19 protein-coding genes are annotated in these 19,115 nt (G+C 41.1%); 5 read left to right on the top strand and 14 right to left on the bottom strand.

The features are described 5' to 3' along the window. Positions 1-26 precede the first annotated feature (26 nt). From pstA to D9X91_RS02160, 8 genes are all read right to left on the bottom strand, one after another. Positions 27-917, bottom strand: a complete 891-nt coding sequence (gene pstA / locus D9X91_RS02195) for a phosphate ABC transporter permease PstA (RefSeq protein ID WP_121678908.1) — start codon at positions 915-917, stop codon at positions 27-29. Beyond that, a complete protein-coding gene (gene pstC, locus D9X91_RS02190) occupies positions 917-1,834 on the bottom strand; it encodes a phosphate ABC transporter permease subunit PstC (protein ID WP_121678907.1) in 918 nt (305 codons plus the stop codon). The genes pstA and pstC overlap by 1 nt, the downstream gene beginning before the upstream one ends. Positions 1,835-1,925: 91 nt before the next feature. Further along, positions 1,926-2,837, bottom strand: coding sequence for a phosphate ABC transporter substrate-binding protein (locus D9X91_RS02185; RefSeq protein ID WP_121678906.1), 912 nt, complete (start codon positions 2,835-2,837; stop codon positions 1,926-1,928). A 201-nt stretch (positions 2,838-3,038) separates the two neighbouring features. Then, positions 3,039-5,261: a peptidoglycan D,D-transpeptidase FtsI family protein gene (locus D9X91_RS02180; RefSeq protein WP_121679018.1), complete on the bottom strand. Its 2,223-nt coding sequence runs from the start codon at positions 5,259-5,261 to the stop codon at positions 3,039-3,041. A gap of 149 nt (positions 5,262-5,410) precedes the next feature. Then, positions 5,411-6,622 carry an MFS transporter gene (locus tag D9X91_RS02175; RefSeq protein WP_121678905.1) on the bottom strand — a complete coding sequence of 404 codons (1,212 nt, stop codon included), beginning with the start codon at positions 6,620-6,622 and terminating at the stop codon, positions 5,411-5,413. A 157-nt stretch (positions 6,623-6,779) separates the two neighbouring features. Beyond that, positions 6,780-7,388 (bottom strand): superoxide dismutase SodA, encoded by a 609-nt coding sequence (sodA, locus tag D9X91_RS02170; RefSeq protein WP_121678904.1) that lies wholly within the window; start codon positions 7,386-7,388, stop codon positions 6,780-6,782. Between the two features lie 487 nt (positions 7,389-7,875). Beyond that, positions 7,876-8,361, bottom strand: a complete 486-nt coding sequence (locus tag D9X91_RS02165; RefSeq protein WP_121678903.1) for a DUF456 domain-containing protein — start codon at positions 8,359-8,361, stop codon at positions 7,876-7,878. Positions 8,362-8,375: 14 nt separating this feature from the next. After that, a complete protein-coding gene (locus tag D9X91_RS02160) occupies positions 8,376-10,010 on the bottom strand; it encodes a Na/Pi cotransporter family protein (RefSeq protein ID WP_199738061.1) in 1,635 nt (544 codons plus the stop codon). Between the two features lie 200 nt (positions 10,011-10,210). Here D9X91_RS02160 and D9X91_RS02155 point away from each other — a divergent pair, with 200 nt between their 5' ends. Beyond that, positions 10,211-10,984, top strand: a complete 774-nt coding sequence (locus tag D9X91_RS02155; protein WP_121678902.1) for a DUF1189 domain-containing protein — start codon at positions 10,211-10,213, stop codon at positions 10,982-10,984. A gap of 45 nt (positions 10,985-11,029) precedes the next feature. On the opposite strand, the gene D9X91_RS02150 is transcribed toward D9X91_RS02155, so the two are convergent. Next, positions 11,030-12,241, bottom strand: a complete 1,212-nt coding sequence (locus D9X91_RS02150) for an MFS transporter (RefSeq protein WP_158598212.1) — start codon at positions 12,239-12,241, stop codon at positions 11,030-11,032. 79 nt (positions 12,242-12,320) lie between these two features. Here D9X91_RS02150 and D9X91_RS02145 point away from each other — a divergent pair, with 79 nt between their 5' ends. Further along, positions 12,321-12,656: a hypothetical protein gene (locus tag D9X91_RS02145; protein WP_121678900.1), complete on the top strand. Its 336-nt coding sequence runs from the start codon at positions 12,321-12,323 to the stop codon at positions 12,654-12,656. Positions 12,657-12,780: 124 nt separating this feature from the next. Continuing rightward, entirely contained in the window at positions 12,781-13,878 is a 1,098-nt protein-coding gene (gene ispG / locus D9X91_RS02140) for a flavodoxin-dependent (E)-4-hydroxy-3-methylbut-2-enyl-diphosphate synthase (RefSeq protein ID WP_199738065.1), read from the top strand. Between the two features lie 606 nt (positions 13,879-14,484). Here the strand turns inward: ispG and D9X91_RS02135 are convergent. Then, the gene (locus tag D9X91_RS02135; RefSeq protein WP_121678898.1) at positions 14,485-14,913 is read right to left on the bottom strand and encodes a DUF4190 domain-containing protein; all 429 of its coding nucleotides are present in this window, start codon (positions 14,911-14,913) and stop codon (positions 14,485-14,487) included. Positions 14,914-15,087: 174 nt separating this feature from the next. Between D9X91_RS02135 and D9X91_RS02130 the strand changes: the two genes are divergently transcribed. After that, positions 15,088-15,663, top strand: coding sequence for a hypothetical protein (locus D9X91_RS02130; RefSeq protein WP_121678897.1), 576 nt, complete (start codon positions 15,088-15,090; stop codon positions 15,661-15,663). Between the two features lie 57 nt (positions 15,664-15,720). On the opposite strand, the gene D9X91_RS02125 is transcribed toward D9X91_RS02130, so the two are convergent. From D9X91_RS02125 to D9X91_RS02110, 4 genes are all read right to left on the bottom strand, one after another. Next, on the bottom strand, positions 15,721-16,131 hold the full coding sequence (locus tag D9X91_RS02125) for a Fur family transcriptional regulator (protein WP_121678896.1): 411 nt from the start codon (positions 16,129-16,131) through the stop codon (positions 15,721-15,723). Between the two features lie 10 nt (positions 16,132-16,141). Further along, entirely contained in the window at positions 16,142-16,984 is an 843-nt protein-coding gene (locus D9X91_RS02120) for a metal ABC transporter permease (protein ID WP_121678895.1), read from the bottom strand. A 15-nt stretch (positions 16,985-16,999) separates the two neighbouring features. Further along, the gene (locus tag D9X91_RS02115) at positions 17,000-17,767 is read right to left on the bottom strand and encodes a metal ABC transporter ATP-binding protein (protein WP_121678894.1); all 768 of its coding nucleotides are present in this window, start codon (positions 17,765-17,767) and stop codon (positions 17,000-17,002) included. Positions 17,768-17,861: 94 nt separating this feature from the next. Then, on the bottom strand, positions 17,862-18,743 hold the full coding sequence (locus tag D9X91_RS02110) for a YitT family protein (protein ID WP_121678893.1): 882 nt from the start codon (positions 18,741-18,743) through the stop codon (positions 17,862-17,864). A gap of 111 nt (positions 18,744-18,854) precedes the next feature. Between D9X91_RS02110 and D9X91_RS02105 the strand changes: the two genes are divergently transcribed. Beyond that, positions 18,855-19,109 (top strand): DUF2624 domain-containing protein, encoded by a 255-nt coding sequence (locus D9X91_RS02105; protein WP_121678892.1) that lies wholly within the window; start codon positions 18,855-18,857, stop codon positions 19,107-19,109. Positions 19,110-19,115 lie beyond the last annotated feature (6 nt).

The raw sequence follows: 19,115 nt of genomic DNA, 5'->3' as shown, positions 1-19,115 counted from the left end.
ACATAATTAATCACACCTGTTCATTATTATTTGCTGTTTGCTGTTAATTTTTTATGAATAAGACTTCCGATCCATCTTGCAGATAAGTTAAAGACTAGCACCGCGATAATCAATACGGCTGAAGCCCCTGCAGATATTTCTTTCGCATCTGGGATAAGCCCTGACGTATTCACCGACCAAATGTGAACGGCCAATGTCTCAGCAGGACGGAATACATTCAATGGCGATGTATGTGAAAAAGGATTCCAATCCATATAATTCAATCTTGGCGTTGAAAGACCTGCCGTAAATAAGAGAGCCGCAGCTTCCCCGAATACACGGCCCGCAGCAAGGATTGCCCCCGTCAGGATTGAAGGGAATGCAGATGGCAAAAGGACCGTCTTGATCGTATGCCAATGTGTGATTCCCAATGCAAGGCTTGCTTCCTTCAATTCACGCGGCAGGTTGCGGATTGCATCCTCACTTACCCGGACCATGACAGGAAGGTTAAATACTGTCAGTGCCAAGGCGCCACCTATAATGGTATATCCCCAGCCTGTTAAATTAACAAACATCAATAATCCGAACATGCCGATAACGATGGAAGGAAGAGAAGCCAATACTTCAACACAAGAACGGATGGCATCCGTAACCTTTCCAGGCTTTGCATATTCAGCCATGTAAATGCCTCCGCCTAATCCAAGCGGCACTGTGATAATCATCGTAATGACCAAAATGTAAATGGAATTAAAGAGTTGATCCCGTATGCCTCCACCTTCGCGGAACGAACTCGATGGGCTTGTCAGAAATTTCAAGGAAATATGGGATACTCCGTTGATCAATATATAAGCAAATAAACTAATCAGAACTCCGACGATAATGACAGCAATCAGTCCAAATACACTGGTTGCTATTCGATCTGCAACTTTACTATTCATTATAATTTCCTCCTAGAAGAAAGATAACGGATCAGCAAGATAAAGCCAAAGGACATAATGAGAAGAATTAATCCCATTGACCAAAGCGTATTATTTTCCACACTTCCATAGGTTGTGTTTCCAATATTCAAGGTAATGATGGTCGTCAAGGTTGCCGCTGTATCCAAAATGCTGGACGGCAGGTCCCTTGAATTCCCGATTACCATCTGCACAGCTAAAGCCTCTCCAAATGCTCTTGCCATCCCTAGTACGATTGCAGTCAATAATGAAGGTAATGCTGCCGGAATCAATACTTTTCTGATCGTTTGCCAGCGTGTGGCACCCAACGCATAGGAGCCTTCACGCAAATTTTTGGGTAGTGTACTCATTGCATCTGTCGCAATCGTTGTGATTGTCGGTAAAATCATGACGGCCAGCACGACTGTACCTGTCAGAAGGCCAAAGCCTAGCCCGCCGATATGATGACGTACAAATGGCACCAATACTGTAAGCCCTATGAATCCATAAACAACAGAAGGAATTCCAACCAATAACTCAATTACCGGCTGCAGGACTTTCCTTCCCCATGATGGAGCAATTTCGGTCATGAAGATGGCACCGCCAATTCCAAGCGGAGCGGCCACCAATGCTGATAGCAAGGTAACAGCAAATGAACCGAAAATAAACGTCAATGCCCCGTATCCTGGTTTTTCCTTTAAAGGATTCCAATTTGCACTGGTTAAGAATTCAATTGGATTTACACCATTTTTAATGAATGCCTGCAAACCTTTCGTCCCTAGAAATATCGTGATCGAGACGGTGGCTGCAATCATGATTAAGGCACATAGCGTAACTAAAAGCCTTCCAGTGAATTCCCCATTCATCCTTGACTTGCTGGATTTCATCAATCTCTTGGAAGCAGGAACCGTTTTTTCCATATTTATAACACCCCTAATAACGTCATAATAGGGTAAATGCCCAGGAGGCATTTACCCTTGCATGAATTGCCTTCACTTTGAAAGCATTGAATTACTTCATGTTTCCTTTTGCGTCACGTTCAACTTTCATTTTAGATGAAGCGATATATCCTTGGTTAGGAACAAGATCGTTTTGAACTTTGTCGCTCATCATGTAGTCGATGAATGCTTTCGCTAAGCCATCAGCTTTTCCTTTTGTATAAGAATGCTCGTAAGCCCAGATTGGGAACTTTCCGCTTTGAACATTTTCATCAGTAGGTTTCACGCCGTCGATGGAAAGACCTTTTACTTTATCGTCATTCAAGTAAGAGAAAGCAAGGTATCCGATTGCACCAGGTGTTTCGTTGATGATTTTCTTAACTGTATTGTTCGCATCTTCAGTGATGCCTTCAGCAGGTGTTGCGCCATCAAGGCCGAATTTTACAAATGTCGCACGAGTACCGGAAGAATCAGGACGGTTTACAAGCGTGATTTTTTGGTCAGCTCCGCCAAGCTCTTTCCAGTTTGTGATCTTACCAGTGAAAACTTTGATTAAATCTTCTTTAGAGATATTGTCAATACCTACTTTAGGATTGATAGCTGCAGTCATACCAACAACCGCTACTTTATGATCTTCCAGCTTGTCAGCAGGGATGCCGTCTTTTTCTTCAGCGAAAACGTCAGAGTTACCGATTTGCACGGAACCTTCAGATACTTGAGAAAGACCTGTACCAGAACCACCAGCGTTAACTTGAACGTCTACGCTTGGGTTATCATTCATGAATTGTTCAGCAGCTGCTGCAACAAGTGGCTGCATTGCAGAAGAACCTGAAATGACCAATGAACCTGAAAGCTCTTTGTTACCACCATCTGAAGATTTGTTATCTCCATCGCTTGCACTGTTATTGCCGTTACCACATGCTGCGGCAAATGCTACGATCATGGCTACCATCATAAGTAGACCGAATTTCTTTAGGTTTTTCATTTCTTAATTCCCCCTAAAACTAATGGTTGTTTTGTCCTACGAGTAATAGATTAATAGATGACTATTAATTTGGTTTTAATCGTTTGTAAAGGTTTTGTAAATTCGACTAAATTCGATTCCTGCTTGCCATCAAATGGAACATTATTATTATGTGCAGTAATCAAAAAAAAACACCTGACTGATGTCAGGTGTAAATAATTCCTATTGTTGGTCTTTTTTAGTGATGCCTTCATCGTTTTCTTTTCTTGCTTCGGCCAAGCCTTTTTGAACATCATCGATATTTTCAACTTTTTGAACGGAGGTGGATTTATTCAATCCTTTTTCTTCACGTTCCTTCTTTAAATCAAAGTAGGCGTCCATGATTTTTTTTCCGATATTCGTATTTGTCCTCGGGTTTGCAGGATCATCTTGATATGCCCATGGAACGACAACAGAAAATGCCACCTCTGGATGATCGCTCGGTGCATAACCGACAAGCGTCAAATTCCAAGTCATCGGAACTTCTTTTCCAGCATTTACGAATTCCTGGCGCTTTGGACCATCATAAAGCCCTTCCGCAGTCCCCGTTTTGGAAGCAGGGCTGTAGTCGGTAGGATGGCTGCTGACAGTATGGCCGTAAAATGCCGAATAGGCAGTTCCACCCGGCTCTTGTGCCACTTCACGGAATCCTTCCTGGACCCGCTTGATCCATTCAGGCTTCATATCCAGATGATTTAACACTTTTGGTTCAATTTCTTCTACAACCGGACCCATCTCCCCGGATTTTTCAACGGGTTTTCTTATTTCCTTTACAATATGAGGCTCCATACGGTAACCCCCATTGGCAATCGTGGATACATATTGAGCCATTTGAAGAGGGGTATAGGTATCAAACTGCCCGATCGCAAAGTCCAGAAGCAGACCTGGAGCTTGCGTCCAGCCTTCATATCCTTTTTGTTCTCCTGGTAGATCGATTCCGGTCCGTACCCCCAAGCCAAATTGCTTAAAGCTGTTTCGCATTGTATCGAATGCATCCATGTTGATATGAAGCGGCTCATTCGGCCGGTATTGTCCTCCACCAATCTTGATGGCTGTTTTGAACATATATACATTGGAAGATTGCTTCAAAGCAGTCAGGTCATTGATCACACCCATGTATTTCCATGAACTTTTGTCAGGCGTCCCCTTGATATGGAGCGTTTCATCCTGTATTTTTTCTCCCGGCTTTATTGCGCCTGTTTTATATCCAGTCAGGACGGTAGCACCTTTTACAGCTGATCCCATTGCATAAGAAGTAGTGAAGTTTCCAAGTGAAAAATCCCTAAGCTCCGGTTTTCCCGTTTTTTCATTTTTTACGTATTGCTTCCCTGCCATCGCAAGAATTTCACCTGTATAGGGGTCCATCATTGTGACAAACGCACGGTCCAGCAATTCATGGCCAGGAGTCTTCTTTGCCGCCAATAGCTCATCCTCAATTATCTTCTCCACTTTTTGCTGCAATTCGATATCGACAGATAGCACAATATCATTTCCTCTTTGACCTTTCGAAATGGTTTGCGTATCGGTGACATTACCCGATTTGTCGGTAATATTCTTTATTTTTGCTTTTTCTCCCTGAAGTACATCTTCATATTGCTGTTCAATATAGCTTGTCCCGACTCGATCATTCCGGCTGTAGCCTCTCGCAACATAATAGTCCGCCAATTCTTTCGGAAGACCTTGGTCAGATCGAGAAACATTTCCAAGGATTGATTTCAAAGTAGATCCAAAAGCATAGTATCGATCCCAGTCAGTGGTAATGTCAACACCAGGGAGTTCCTTCAGATGCTCGCTAACGACAGCGAATTCTTCAGGAGTCACACCTTCCTTTTTAATGATTTGTGGAACGAGATTATAACCACCTATCATTTCCCGATAGATTGCAAGGACCTCTAGATCGTTTTTCGTGAGCATTTTCAAATCGCCGTCAGATATTCGGTCCAGTTTGAGATTGTATAGTTCATCTTCGGAAAATTTTTGGTTATCGTATTTTTTCCACTCGGCATCTGTGATCTTCTTTTTAGCCAAATCGGGAAATTTCATCATCCAATAATCTTTCTTTTCACGCAATGTTACTTTATCGTCAGGCTTATCAATCATTTTTGCCAGTTTTTTTGCAACATCTAATTCTTCTTTTTGGGTAGTAGATTGTGTACGCGTATATGTAATGGCATTAAGCGGGGTGTTATCCACAACTGCCTTGCCATTCTTATCGAAAATTTTCCCCCTAGGAACGGAAGTGTTGACCGTTACATCCTCTGTACGCTGCACTTCCCTCGTGTAATTTTCCCCGAAAACAATCTGCACAACGCCCAATCGCAGAATCAATAATGAAAACAGCAAAAAGACAACAAAAAACAACACATTCATCCTAAATGGTACATGTGTCTTTTTCTTTTTTTTCATTTTTTTCAACGCTCTAACAATCCTCTCATGTAAATTACAATATTTTTAATCCTTATTGTATTGTAAAAGAAACACCATCTTTTTTCTATAGTAGAATGGATTCTTTATGTTGTATAAATTTTCAAGGAGGGGGTATGCGTCCTCCCATGTTAAGTTGCCTGGATATGGATCTTCCTGACAAAGAAATAAATGCACGCATGCCCTGCCCCCAATATCGCGAGTAGAAAAGGAATACTTTTAGCATCATTGAATTGGGTCACTGCGATGATAAAACATATAATCGAGATAAAACGCCCCAAATTCAAGAAAACTTCTCTTACGACAATATATTCAATCCGCATTTCTGCTGCTTTCCATCCTCTGCCTATCACATCATATGTCATCGAGATATATGGAACAAGGAGCATCGGATAGGCAATGGCAATCGTGGCCGCATAAATCAAAAGACGTGGGTAGCTTATTTTAAAAACAATGAGGAATATGGCTGCGTAGAGAATCAGACCCCCCAATAAAATGGCCTTTTTCCTAAATTCTTTTTTGATAACTTTTGAAGCGATGGAATATCCGATAAAAGAGATCCCAGAATTAATCAATCCAAACGTTCCAAGGGCAAATTCACTTCCTGTTGAAATAAAGACGAAAACCGAGATGACAAAAATGAACGTCCCTTCCCGCAGTCCTTGAAAGAAATGTGCCATTGTGATCAAATTCCAATTTTCATTGTGTTTTCTCTCCTGCCAAATCCGCAGAAACCAATACTTTCCCTCTGCCGGCCTTCTCTTCAATGAAAAGCTTAATACTACCGCTAAAAAGAAAAGTCCTAAGGAAATGGCAAAGACAATCGTATATCCTTTGTAAGACATAAATCTCGAAATGATAAAACCTGCCAGGATCGGACCAATCATCCCGCCTGCAGATGTCAAAGCACCCAAAAAACCATTAAAAAAATCCCTGGTTTCAGGTTCTGTTATCTCAAAGGTCAACACGTTGAATGCCAGCCAATAAAACCCGTAGCCCACGCCAAGCAAGGCTCCGAGCAAAAAAAGGTTTTTTGAAGCATGCTCTCCTACAAATAAAACGCAAAGGTAGAATAAGGCTAAAAAAATCACCCCAATCCTGAGGACAATCACCCTGTCAATCTTTTTCGCCCACCTGCCAGCCAAAATGAACGTCAAGGGCTGAAAAATCACTATACTTAAATTATATATGCCTAGATCGACGAATTTCCCAGACTGTTTCCATAAATAGATATTCACAAACGTATTCGATAACGCAATGCTTAAAGAATATATACCCCCTATTATTAATAACAGGAATAAATCCTTTGTCACTTCAACCTCTCTGAACCATTTTTTCATCATTATGAACTCCCCTTTTTCCTAGACATATTTTTAGGAAAAAAAGGAGTCATTATACAGGAACATTCAAACTGACAAAAAAAGGGATACAGTCCCGCCTTAAAAATCTAAACAAAATAAAACTGGCCCTTCCTCGGAAGGGCCAGCCAATCAATCATTATTATTTAGCAGATGCAAAGCGTTTTGAAACCTCGTCCCAGTTCACGACATTCCAGAATGCAGAAATGTAGTCTGGACGGCGGTTTTGATAGTTAAGGTAGTAAGCATGCTCCCAGACATCCAATCCTAGGATAGGCGTTTTGCCTTCCATTAATGGAGAGTCCTGGTTAGGTGTGCTTGTTACTTCCAACTCGCCATTGTTAACGACCAGCCATGCCCAGCCTGAGCCAAAGCGTCCAGCTGCAGCTGCCGCAAATTCGTCCTTGAATTTGTCGAAGCTTCCAAACTTGCTTTCAATTGCATCAGCAAGTTCTCCAGTAGGGTTTCCTCCGCCGTTTGGAGAAAGAACTGTCCAGAATAAGGAGTGGTTTGCATGGCCGCCTCCGTTGTTGCGAACTGCCGTACGAGCAGCCTCTGGAACTGCATCCAAATTGGATACCAATTCTTCAATGGATTTGTTTAATAGCTCATCATGCCCGCTTAATGCATCGTTTACTTTTGTAACGTAAGCATTGTGGTGCTTTGTGTGGTGAATGTTCATTGTTTCTTTGTCGATATGTGGTTCTAATGCATCATAAGCATATGGAAGTTTTGGTAATTCGTATGCCATGAATAATTCCTCCCTTTATGTAGTCGTATTTTCCGAATCGGATTTGATTCGGGTTTCATCATAAGATTACCAAAATTGGTTGAATCGTTCAAATAAAATGCACAGCGTTGTAACAGCTTTTGAACAACATAAATAATTTTCCCAAATTCAATAAAAATAAACGTATCAAAAGACTATTTTCGTTAGTCCCCATTTGCAAAGTTTTTTGCTGTTCAACTAGGTTATGAAAAGGTCGATTTGCTCGCTATCCGAGGGGAGGTCGGTGAGTATCCTCGCTGTGCTGTGCGGTCTCGCCCCTTCCGCTCTGTCCAACATCAAATAGCCACTTTTAAGGGTTTTTTCTCATACTTTGTTGCTTTAAGTAATAAAGTAGGATTGTTTAAGCAAAGTTTCAACTTCAAAATAGCGTAGCGGCCGGAAATTTTATTTCAACAAAAAAATAATTATTTTTGCGTTAAAATCGGCATCAGGATTTTAACAATAATCTTTACGAAAACACCCTTAATAAAAAATAACCGATCATTACAAGCTGAATGATCCCTTTTGTCAAAATGCTGCTGACAAAGCCGACCAACGATCCGATTCCGATTTTGACCGCCTTTTTCCAATTTGTTCGATGGACAATGATTTCAGCCAATACTGCTCCCAAAAATGGACCTGCCAAAATGCCGGCAACAGGAATGATAAAAGGGCCAATCAATAGTCCGATCGTACTGCCCCATACTCCTGCCCTAGTGCCTCCAGACTTTTTTATTCCCAATGCATTGGCCAGATAATCGGCGGCAAAAAGCAGCAAGGTAAACAGCAGCTGAACAGACCAGAAGACCCAACCAAATTGATTGAACGAAAAGAACGCCCCGTACAGCAAATATCCAGCTACAATAAATAAAACACTTGGTATAATCGGATAAATGAGACCCACAAATGAAATTAAAAATAATATGGTAATGATTGTCCAATAAAGCCATTCCAATGGGTCCACACCTCCTAATACTGTTTTAGTTCCAATACGGCATCAGCAATATTGACTGCATGATCACCGATTCGCTCCAAATTGCTGACGATATCCACAAAAACGATTCCTGCCTGCCCCGTACAATCTCCCGAATTTAAACGCAATAAATGCATTTTCCTTAGCTTTCTTTCCATTTTATCTATCTGTTCTTCCTTCATTACAACGTCCTTGGCAAGCTCTTTATCACTGTGGTCCAAAGATTGAATGGAAAATTTGACGGCCTCGATGGTCAACTGGAACATGTCATTTAATTGTTGTTTTGCCTCATTGGACATTTGCACTTTATTTTGCTGTTGGTAATCAATCAGTTCTGCAATGTTCTCGAAATGATCTCCAATCCTCTCGATATCCCTTATTGTATTGACCAGCATCGAATGCTGTTCCGATTCAGCAGCTGTAAGAGGGCTCTCAGAAAGGTGTATTAAATAATCGGTTATTCTGCCATCCAAATAATTGATTGATTCTTCCATTTTGGCAACAGCCTCCGCATGTGGCTGCAAGTTTGTTTGAAAAAACAACTTTGTTTCTTCAAGTCCTCTGATGGCAAAATGCCCCATCCTCAATAATTCTTCCTTTCCCTGTCCCAAAGCAATGGATGGAGATTGTTCTATGAAAACTGGATCCAAATATTTTGTATGATAATTTACAAGGGAGTCATCCCCGGGTATCAACTTCATGACAATGAATGCCAGCAGACCCACAAATGGAAGTTGAATTAATGTATTGGCGACATTGAACGCTCCATGAGCAACTGCTACTGTCATTTGTGGATGAAGATTAAACGCTCCTTGCAGATAATAAATTGATGATGTGAAAAATGGCAAAATGATTAAAAATATGATTGTTCCGATTAGGTTGAAGATCACATGGACGAGTGCGGTTCGCTTTGCGGAGATGCTTGCCCCGATCGATGCAAGAACTGCCGTAATCGTCGTACCGATATTATCCCCGAATAAAACTGGAAGTGCGGCATTCAGTTCCACCAAGTGCTGAGAATAAAGCTCTTGCAAAATTCCAATTGTCACGGAAGAGCTTTGGATAATGATGGTGATAAAGGTTCCTATCACAACCCCCAATATCGGATTGGTGCTCATATTCAACGTAAGATCGTGAAAGACTTCAAGGTTCTTGAGCGGACCCATCCCTGAACTCATAAGGTCCAGCCCCAAAAAAATTCCTCCAAATCCGAATAGGACCTGTCCGGCATGCTGCAATTTTTGACTTTTAAAAAAGAATAAGAGCAAAGATCCTGCTGCAAGAATGAGCAAAGAGTATTTTCCCATATCGATCCCGATGATAAATGCTGTGATCGTTGTCCCTATATTTGCACCCATGACAACCCCGATTGATTGCCTCAACTTCATGAACCCAGCACTCACCAGTCCAACCGTGATGACGGTTGTAGCAGAGCTGCTCTGAATGAGAATCGTGACAAACATCCCTGCAAGCACCCCTTTGACCGGGTTGCTTGTATAGCGGTCCAGAATATATTTTAACCGTTCTCCTGCATATTTCTGGAGGCCTTCCCCCATGAATTTAATTCCAAACAAGAAAACACCAAGACCACCAAGAAATTCAAAAATCATATCTTGGATACTGAAACCCAATTCATCCAACCCCTATAACTAAAAATACAAACTTGTGCTTATTATCATTGAATTATGAACGAATTGTAAAGAATTTAAGCCGTAATTTACATTTTCTTAATATTCTCCATCATTCACAAAAATATTTTTACATTAGTTCTTGATAGTCTTTCATTAACAAGAATAAAATGGAATTGAGAAATGAAAAGGATGTGTCATATTTGAATATCTTTCAACAATTAATCAAAAGCCTATATTCACCAAAGAACATTGCACGATTCCGTTTTCAAGGTATTGGCAAGACAATACTTTACGTTTTTATGATCATGTTGATCTCCACGATTCCAGTTATATATCACTTTACAAATATGACATTAAAGGGAATTGAAGCAGGACGTCAAACAATCGATCAAGAACTCCCTAAATTTTCGATTAACAATGGAGTTTTGACCTCAGAAAAAGAGGAACCAGTATTCGTTGAAAAAAACGGATTGACTATTTTAATCGATCCCACAAATTCTCTGACAGAAAAAGAACTGAAACAAAAGGGCAGTTTGATTGCGTTATTAAAAAATGAAGCTGTAATTGCCTCGAATGGACAATTAAATAAATACGATTACTCTACATTTAATGGTCTATCACTAAATAATAACAAAATTTCATCGTTCCTTAAGACAATCAAAAGCAACATTTGGATCATTCTTCCTGTTTTGTTTATCGTCTACTACATTTTCGTCGCCGCTATTGGTTTCATTAAGGTATCCATCTTTGCTCTTGTTGGAATTGCTTTAGCAAGAACTCAATCAAGGAAGCTGTCATATCGCCATAGCTGGCGGATCACTGCATATGCGATCACGCTGCCTACCGTCTTCTTTGCAATCATGGATTTACTGAGAACAACCGTACCATTCAGCGCTCTTCTCGACTGGTTAATCATCATCATCATGCTTTACCTTTCAATCAAGGAAATTCCAGGAAAAAAAGTCCAGGAATGATCGTTTGTGCTATGTCCTAAAGCTAAATTGCTTTAGGGCATTTTTTTACACCCCTCCCACTTTCCTCATTGCTTTAAACCAAAACCTCTTCCCGGCAGGTAAAAAGCATAGCAGCAACGAGATGAATGAAATGAAAAAAGTGTATTTGAACATTTCATCGGTATGGTGCAGCCATTTGCTGTAAATGATCGGTCCAAGTGCGACTCCCAAAAAACGAGCTGTTCCATATATGCTTACGACAAGACCCCTTTCACCGTCATCGACACTGGATGTGATGATCATATTGATTGCCGGAAGGATAAAACCAAGACCTGAAAAAGCAACGGTTATAAAGAATAGTAGTGCTGAAAACCCTCCAAAAATTTGCATCATTCCAAACATCGCCACTTGCATGGAAGCTCCGAGAAAGAGGTATGCCACTTTTTTTTCCCCATTCTCTTTAATTGCATTGCCAGTCCAATAAGATGTCAACGTCAAGGCACCCAATGGAAATAAAAATGCGAAACCTTTAAAGAAGCCGTCGATATGGTATGTATTTTCAATATAATAGGACAGGAAATATAAAAGCCCGAATAATAAAAACAATCCTATAGCCCCTAAACCGAAAAGAGGAAACAATACCAATTTTTTATCTGAAACGGCTTTTTTGAAGTTGGAGATATAAGACTTGAATGATTCCAGTTCTCTTCCCGAAGGCGCTGAGCCAATATTTTTATTAATGCCGATATAGGCAATGAGTGAAACTATTGGGAAGACCCAAAATGCAGTATTCCACGAAATCAATGCAGCCGCCGCTCCAATTATCGGTGCAGCCACCTTTCCTATTCCATTGAAAACTTCTAAAAGCCCAAGTGATTCAGCCCTTTTCCCGTCCTCAAAAATATCCCCCACAAGCGCCATTGCCAAAGGAGTCGTCCCGGATGCACCAATTCCCTGTGCTACCCTGCCAAACAATAAAATATAGTAAGCAAATTCATGAAATAAGACGCTTACTCCACAAACAACACTTCCACCAATAACAAATGCGATAGACCATCCAATCATTTTCTTCCGGCCCAACCGATCCGATAAAAAACCGACAAATGGGATAATGACAGCCGCAGGAAGACTAAATGAACTGAGGATGACCCCGGTTTGGGATGCAGATAAATTTAAACTCGATTGGATGGAAGGAAGTATAGGGATTAACATCGAATTCCCTAATACCATCAAAAAAGGAAGCAGCCCTATAAAAAACGTAAGCTTTTTCACATTCATACAACGATCCCGCCTTTTCAAGCATAAATATAGTGGACAAGCATACACATATACAAATTGGATAGGAGGACCAGGAGCCATGAAAAAAATCATTGCTTTATTCGCAGTTATCATCCTTGTATATAGTGTTTATTATGATATAAATGTCGGAACTTTACCCACTGTGTCATATGCATCATCCTCAAATCCAAAAAATCAGGATGCTGCACCACCTGAAGATGCCGGCAAAAAATATGAGGAAGTGCAAGTCTCATCCGGACAAACCGTCCTTACCGTTGTAGAAAAGCTTCATAATGGCCCCATCCCAGTTCCCATCGACCAGGTCATCCAAGATTTTTCAAAATTGAATAAGGGCATCAAACCAGAAGCGATCCAAAGCGGGAAAACCTATAAATTTCCCGTTTATCCGCAATGAAAATTCCTTCGTGACGGGTATATTCACATCCTATTTCTTGTCAACAGATATCCTACACTGTTACAATAATTTCGTAGCATATTGACAAGAAACCAATTAAAGGAGCGAATTACCTTTGGGTGAAATCATACATCGTTCAAAAACGCGTCCAGTCAAAGTCGGGAATTTAACGATTGGCGGAAACAATGAATTGATCATACAAAGCATGACCACTACAAAAACACATGATGTAGAGGCCACTGTAAAAGAAATACACCGCTTGGAGGAAGCCGGATGCCAAGTCGTCCGTGTCGCTTGCCCAGATGAACGTGCGGCAAATGCCATTGCTGATATTAAAAAACAGATTAATATCCCGCTCGTTGTGGATATTCATTTCGATTATAAATTAGCGCTTAAAGCCATTGAAGGCGGTGCGGATAAAATTCGGATCAATCCTGGGAATATCGGCCGCCGCGAAAAAGTCGAAGCTGTCGTGAAAGCAGCAAAAGAGCGAGGCATCCCTATCCGGATTGGAGTAAATGCAGGGAGTCTTGAAAGGAAGATCCTCGAAAAATACGGCTATCCTACTGCGGACGGGATGGTGGAAAGTGCGCTGCATCACATCAAGATCCTTGAAGACCTTGATTTTCATGATATTATCGTTTCCATGAAAGCATCAGATGTCAACTTAGCGATCGAAGCTTATACAAAGGCAGCAAAAGCATTCGATTATCCGCTTCATTTGGGCATCACCGAATCGGGAACATTATTCGCCGGCACGGTTAAGAGCGCCGCTGGCCTTGGAGCCATCTTAAGCCTTGGAATCGGAAATACTCTCCGGATCTCATTGAGCGCCGATCCTGTCGAAGAGGTAAAAGTCGCAAGGGAGCTTCTAAAATCATTTGGATTGGCTTCAAATGCGGCAACTTTGATTTCCTGTCCGACATGCGGGCGAATCGAAATTGATTTGATCAGCATCGCCAATGAAGTAGAAGAGTACATCCAAAAAATCAAGGCACCGATCAAAGTGGCAGTCTTGGGCTGTGCAGTCAATGGACCTGGTGAAGCAAGAGAAGCAGATATCGGCATCGCGGGTGCACGCGGAGAAGGCCTTTTGTTCCGTAAAGGGAAGACCGTTCGAAAAGTACCTGAAGAAACAATGGTGGAAGAACTGAAAAAAGAAATTGATCTCATCGCTGAGGAATACTATAAAAAACAAGAAGAAGAAAAACAGGAAGCTTAACGCAAAGGACTGTCTTCAAAGGTCATGCTCTATGACCTTTTGGAGGCAGCTTTTTTTTAGAAAGTCTTTGTTAAATACCACCGTTGATTTCCGTGCAAGTCTTCGCTTTCCGCGGGTGGGTCGGGGGCCACCTCAGCCAGCGCCTCCTGGGTTCTCCCTTTCTCCGATTTTAACGCAAAACAGCTATTTTGTTCGTTGAATGAAAGTTTTCCAGCTCTTTTCTCCGTATTCGCTATTTAGAAGTTGAAACTTTGCTTAAACAATTTATTAGCTATAGCAACAAAGCATGAGAAAAGAGCCTTTTGCAAAGATTGTTTTTAAAGCTTCTCGCGGAAATCATTCATCTTATGAAGTTGATTGGAGCGACTCCGAAGGGATTAGCGGGCAAGGCGAGACCCCGCAGCGGAGAGAGTAGGCTCACCTCCCGCGCCTCGGAAAGCAAAAATCAACTCTTCTCTCCCCTTCATGAATAACAACAACCTATAACCTATGCGAGTAGAGGCTAAAAGCATTTAGTATTAAAATAAAAAAGAAGGTGCCACAAAAGCTATGTTTTGTGCCACCCTCATTTTTTTCAATGCTCCTATTTGGAAAAGCTATAACACCCTAGAAAAAGGGTAAAACAAATATCCCGATGATAATGGAGACAGCACCAAGACCGATTGCCCAAGCACCGATTGCATCTGATCCTTTTCTTCTTGCAATGAATCCGAGTACAATTCCGGCAGCCCCTAATATGACCGGAAGCACAAACAAGGATATAATTGAAAGCGCCAGCCCTGCATAGGCTGTCACTTGCCCCCCTGTTGCCTCTTCGTCATCCAAATCTCGATCATAGTCTCTGTCAATTGTCATTGGCGCAGCCAATTCAGCCGCGGTTTCCTCGCGATAATCAGCATCATAATCACGTTTTACATCATCCACATCTTCGCCATTATGATAATCTGAGCGATAGTCGCGATCTGGATCATCTACATACTCGCCACCATGGCGAAGATCATGTTCGATATTATCTAAACGTCGTTCTTCATCCATGCGGATCCCCTCACTTTCAATTGTAGGAGCACTTTTAGTTTGTGCTTCAAGAGCAAAAATCAACATGTCAATGTTTAGCACAATTGGAGCAATAAGAGAACATAAAGTTTTTTTTAGCAAATGCAAAAAATTGTGATACACTTTATAGGGATTAAAAAGTGAGGAGATTCTGAAATGACAAAAAGATTTGGTATTGATATTGACGGCACTGTAACTTCACCAGAGACATTGATTCCTTATATTAATCAAAAGTTCGATCTCGAGCTTTCACTTAATGATATTACCCAATATGAATTAACTGAAGTATTGGATATTTCACCAGAACAATTTTCCAATTGGTTTAAACAGGCAGAACCGAAAATCTATGCCGAATCCCCATTAGCTGATGGTGCAAAAGATGTTTTAAATGATTGGATAAACAAATTCGAATTATTTTTCATCAGCGCCAGGGGATCACACCTTCTGGACGTAACCAAAAATTGGTTTGATGAAAATACCCTGGAGTATCACCATATCGAATTAATTGGGTCTCACCACAAGGTTGAAACAGCGAAGAAGCATAATGTCGATATCTTTTTCGAGGATAAGCACGACAACGCTGTTGCCATTCATGAAGCATTGAACATACCTGTCATATTATTTGACACCCCATATAACCAAGACCCGATCCCTTCCGGCGTCATCCGTGTAAAAGACTGGGATGAAGCTAATCAATGGGTCGAAAATTGGGTAATGAGCACACAAAAGTAAAGAAAAAGCGCCTGTCCAATGGACAGGCGCTTTTTACTACTTCTCATTTAGCACTTTTTACATACAATCGGGGCATTTTCCGTAAATTTCAAATTTATGTCCGGTTACTTCAAACCCTTTTAACTTCAAATTCACTTCCGGCATCGGACACGTCTCGATCTGTTTCGTCATTCCACATTCCAGGCAGATAAAATGATGGTGATGATGCGAAGTGGAACAATTGAAACGAAACAGCATTTCGCCTGATAGCTCGGTTTCTTCCAAAATGCCTAATTTAGCGAACAAAGATAAATTCCGATAAATCGTGTCAAAACTTATTCCAGGAAAATCATTTTTAAGATGATCAAACACATCCTTGGCTGTCAGATACTTATCGGCACCTGAGAATAACTCGAGCATCTGCTCCCGTTTATCCGTGATTTTGTACCCTTCGTCTTTCAACATTTCAATTGCTTTTTCAATCCTCATATTTACCACCTCATTTAATTGAACCAGTACGGAATTTCTTTATGATGATGGTCACGAGCAAGATAAGTATTGAAATGACCACGATTGTTCCACCTGGTGCCAGGTTCAAATAAAATGCACTGATTAATCCTCCAATGACAGAGATTTCTCCGAAAATAACGGAAAACAAAATCGTCTGCTTGAAGCCATTTGCAATTCTTAGGCTGGCTGCAACAGGAAGGGTCATCAGTGCTGAAACAAGCAGGATCCCGACGATCCTCATGGAAATTGCAATGACCAATGCGACCATGACGATGAAAATGAAATGAATGGCTTTCGCAGGAATTCCAGATGCCTTTGCATGCTCTTCATCGAACGAAAGGAGGAATAATTCCTTATAAAGGAAGATGACGGTCAAGGCCACTACCAAACTGATCCCAGCAACAATCCAAAGGTCGTTCCGGCTGACGGCGCTGACGCTTCCAAATAAATAACTGAACAAATCCGTATTGAACCCATTTGCCAAGGAAATAAAAATTACACCGATGCCGATCCCTCCTGAGAGGATGATCGGGATGGCAAGTTCCTGATAATGCTTGTAGACGCTTCGAAGCCGTTCGATGAAAACGGATCCTAAAACTGAAAAGCCCATTCCCAAATACAGAGGATTTAAATTTGCAAAAGCAGGTACCTCTTTACTTAAATATAGGCTTCCTGCGATTCCGGCCAAGGTGACGTGGCTTAAGGCATCCGCAATTAAAGATAACCTCCTGACCACGATGAAAGCACCAAGCAACGGTGCGATCACCCCGATAATGATTCCCGTCAGAAAAGCATTTTGTAAAAATTGATAATGAAAAATTGCACTGATCAATACATTCACCTACAGTTAATGAGTATGATGATGTTCCAACACATGGACATCATGCCCGTAAAATTGTGATAAATCTTGGCCGCTTTGCTCTTCAAATTCATCCGCCCTTCCGTGGAAATGCAGATGTTTATTTAAGCACGCGACATGGGTAACTTTGCTGCTGATTGTGCCGATATCGTGTGTGACTAGTAATAAAGTGATTCCCAGCTCATGATTCAGCTTGTCCAGCATGTCATAGAACGACTGAACATTTTTAGCATCGACACCTACCGTCGGCTCATCCAAGATCAAGATTTCAGGACTGCTGACGATTGCCCTCGCAATAAAGACACGCTGCTGCTGTCCTCCTGAAAGCTCCCCGATATTCCGGTGAAGGAAAGCCTCCATGCCCACTGCTTTAACAGCCTCAGTCACTTGTTTTTTATCGTTTTTATCAATAAATTTGAACAAGCCGATTTTTTTTGTCAGTCCACTTGCCACTACTTCATAAACAGTTGCCGGAAAGCCCGAATTAAATGAATTGGCTTTTTGGGAAACAAAACCGATCTTATCCCACCCTGAAAATTTCGATTGCTTTTCACCGAATAGGAAAACCTCCCCTTTTTGAGGCTTCAATAAGCCGAGGATCAGCTTCAGCAATGTCGATTTCCCTGATCCATTCGGTCCTACCAAACCGAGAAAGGCACCTTTAGGAACTTCTAAATTTATATCCTCAAGCACATTTTCACGCTCGTAGCGAAAGCTTATATCTTTTAATTCAATGACTAAATTTGAATTTTTCATTGCATCACGACCTTAAAATAAGAATGATTCCGATTTGTAAACATGAAGTAGTATACAGGATTTTGATCAAAAAGTAAATCCATTGATATTTTCATTAATGAATCGCAGATTTGAATCGTGCACCTTTCGTTTCTTGAGTATTCATTATTGTAATAAACGCATTTTTATCAATGTCGGCGATGATGGATTTCAGCTTGGTTACTTCCAATCTTGTGACGACCACATAAATGACATCCTTGTCATTATCTGTATATCCACCCTTCCCTCTCAGCTTCGTCGTCCCTCGTCCCAAACGGTCCAATATTGCCTCAGAAACCTCTTCATAGTGGTCAGAGACGATTATGACAGCTTTCGTTTCATCTAGCCCCTGGATGACCGTGTCGATCGTTTTAAATGCAATGTAATATGTCATGACAGAATACATTGCTTCCTCTATCCCAAAGACGAAGCCAGCCCAGCCAAAAATAAAGACGTTCATGAACATAACGAATTCTCCCACAGAAAACGGCAGTCTCTTCGTCAAAATGATCCCCAATATCTCCGTCCCATCCAAAGAGCCCCCATTCCTGATGACTAGCCCGACACCGATCCCTAAAATCAGGCCGCCAAATACAGTCGCTAAGATCGGCTCATTGATAAAAGGCTTCATATGATGAAGAAGCTGCTCGATTACCGCCAATGAAATGACTGCGAAAATGGATGAAACCATAAATGTTTTGCCTATTTGCTTGTAGCCGGAATACATGAACGGCAAATTCAATATAACGACCAGCGTCCCAAAATTAATCAATGGAACCTTGTTTGAAAACAAAAAACTAAGAATCATCGATATTCCGATGATGCCGCCATCAATAATCCGATTCGGCACCAGGAACAACTCAATTGCTGTAGATGCCAGCCCTGCACCGATCACGATTAAAATGAACCGATAGATTAAATGCCCGACACTTTCTTTTCTATGTACTTTTTTAACCATTGCTTCCCCTCTTTCCATCATCTTTATTAAATATTTTATGCTCGTACCTGCAATTTTTTCGTCACAATTCGTTTGTCTCTAACATAAGAATTTGTTAAGGAGTGATGCGCGATGAAATTATTGCAAAATGTAATAAACCACAAAATGAACACTGTAACGGCAGATGAATTATTGAAATATGCCAAACAATTCAATGTCCGAATCAATGAAGCTCAAGCAGAAAAAATTGCGGCTCATATCAGGGGGAAAAATATTAACATTTTTGATGATGCCCAGCGATCAAAATTGATCAAAGAGATTGCCAAGATTGCCGGACCAAGTGTGGCAAAGGAAGTAAACACATTATTTGTTCAGTTTACGCAGTAAAAAAAT

The organism is Falsibacillus albus, assembly GCF_003668575.1.
GTDB classification, from domain to species: Bacteria; Bacillota; Bacilli; order Bacillales; family DSM-25281; genus Falsibacillus; species Falsibacillus albus.
Note: the sequence above shows the minus strand (reverse complement) of the source record. Positions and strands in the feature narration are given on the sequence as shown.